The following is a 1,603-nucleotide window of genomic DNA, read 5'->3' as shown; positions in this document are numbered from 1 at the left end:
TCGTAGCTATCTTGACGGTCATTGCCGCGATGGATGCCAGCGCGGCGTTGATGCCGTTGGCGGTGAGGTTAGGGATGGCGCTGAATGCGCCGACAGCGGAGCCGACGGTGACGACGGATCCGAAGATGACCAGGAGACGGCTGACCGAGACGGTGGTGCGGATGAGGACTGCTGTGCTTTCGATGATTTCGGCGGTGACGACGGCGCCGCCTGCCGCTGCCGCGGCTGACCCGGCTCCCACGGTTGCGATTGCTGCGATTGCTGCGATGGCGATGGTGATTCCGATGGCGGCAGCGATCTCTGCCCCGGCTTGGGCTACCGCGGATTGGATTTCGTCGCGCATCTTGCCGAGTGCTTCGTGATGGTCGTTCACCGGCCCGACCATCGCTTTGGATGCCTCCGCTACCAGTTGCGCCGCTCGATCCAGGGTGTTCAGCTTCTCTTCGATGTTGTGAATGTGCGGGTTGCTGTTGCCGGCGAACTTGGCGTTGATGCCCTTGATGCGGTCCGATGCTCCGGTGATGTCGGCGTTGTCGGCGAACCTCTGCCAGGCGTCTTTCGCAATGCCGAGTTTGGTGACGTTCCCGTTGGGAATCTTGCCGACCCTCTGCAACAGTCCGGTGATCGAGGTTTCGATGCCGGCGCCGTTGTCGCCCTGCGCGGTAGTGGGCAATGCCATACCGGAGTCGTACAACGGCTCAGACTCGGTCGGCAGTGCGGGTTCTGGGCCGCTGGCTTTGGATCGGTTGGAATTCCACCAGTTGTAACCGTTGGCGTCCAGCACGTCTCCGAAGCGCTGTAGCGCATTGGCCAGAGTCGCTGCCAGGGTGACGATGTCGTGGGCGTTTTGGTCGTAGACGGTAGCCCAGTTTTTCGAATTCTCGTGATCGCCCGCCATGCCGCCGCACTCGTTGACAAGCGCACGATGGAGCGGTCCCAGCGCGAGGCAGATGTCGTTTGCCAGCGCATGGCACTTCTTCGCGGCGTCGAAGTACATGTCCGAATCGATGACCCAGGTGTCACCCCACGGCTCACCCACTTTGCAGCATCTGGTTGTTGACTTCGGCCGCGTTGCTGTACCGCTGGTGTGCTTTACGGGCCGCGTCGCTGATATCGCGAATACCTTCGGCAAACTCACGTGCTGCGTCCGCCCATTGGCGGTGTGCATCCATGTATGCCTGGGCTGCGATGCTCTCCCAACCCGTTCCGGCCAGGGCGGCGATCTTGTTGTCGATGTCATCGAGGTGGTCGGTGATGAACCCTGCCAGGCCGGATAACCGAGCGACGATCTGATCGAGATGTTCGAGGTTGAAGGAGAACTCGCTCATGGCAGGTCCAGGCTGGAACCGTGAAGCACGTCCGCTCGGTTCTCATCGTGGGTTTGGTAGGTGGCTGCGGTGACCCCGAGCTTCTCCGCCCTTTCGGTGAGTGCGCTGATCATGCGGCCGCCACCGTCTTGAATGTCGTTCCAGCCCTCGGTGAACTCGTTCGCGGCGTCGCCGGTCCAACTGCTGTCGAGCAACGTATCGACGTCGCGCGCCGCCGAGTCGAGCGCTGATCGCAGCGCATCGGCGATGCCATACACATACTGTCCGATCTCTCG

At 61.9% G+C, this 1,603-nt stretch carries 3 protein-coding genes; all 3 read right to left on the bottom strand.

The features are described 5' to 3' along the window. Nucleotides 1–1,039 (bottom strand): hypothetical protein (locus tag ACT86A_RS27440; RefSeq protein WP_445095122.1); only part of this gene is annotated, 1,039 nt, incomplete at its 3' end. Continuing rightward, nucleotides 1,032–1,328: a WXG100 family type VII secretion target gene (locus ACT86A_RS27435; RefSeq protein WP_445095121.1), complete on the bottom strand. Its 297-nt coding sequence runs from the start codon at nt 1,326–1,328 to the stop codon at nt 1,032–1,034. The genes ACT86A_RS27440 and ACT86A_RS27435, both read right to left, overlap by 8 nt. Continuing rightward, nucleotides 1,325–1,603 (bottom strand): WXG100 family type VII secretion target (locus tag ACT86A_RS27430; protein WP_445095120.1); only part of this gene is annotated, 279 nt, incomplete at its 5' end. The genes ACT86A_RS27435 and ACT86A_RS27430, both read right to left, overlap by 4 nt.

It is taken from the genome of Nocardia glycosmidis (genome assembly GCF_052545115.1).
The sequence above is the reverse complement of the archived record's forward strand: the minus strand, read 5'-3'. Positions and strand labels throughout refer to the sequence as shown.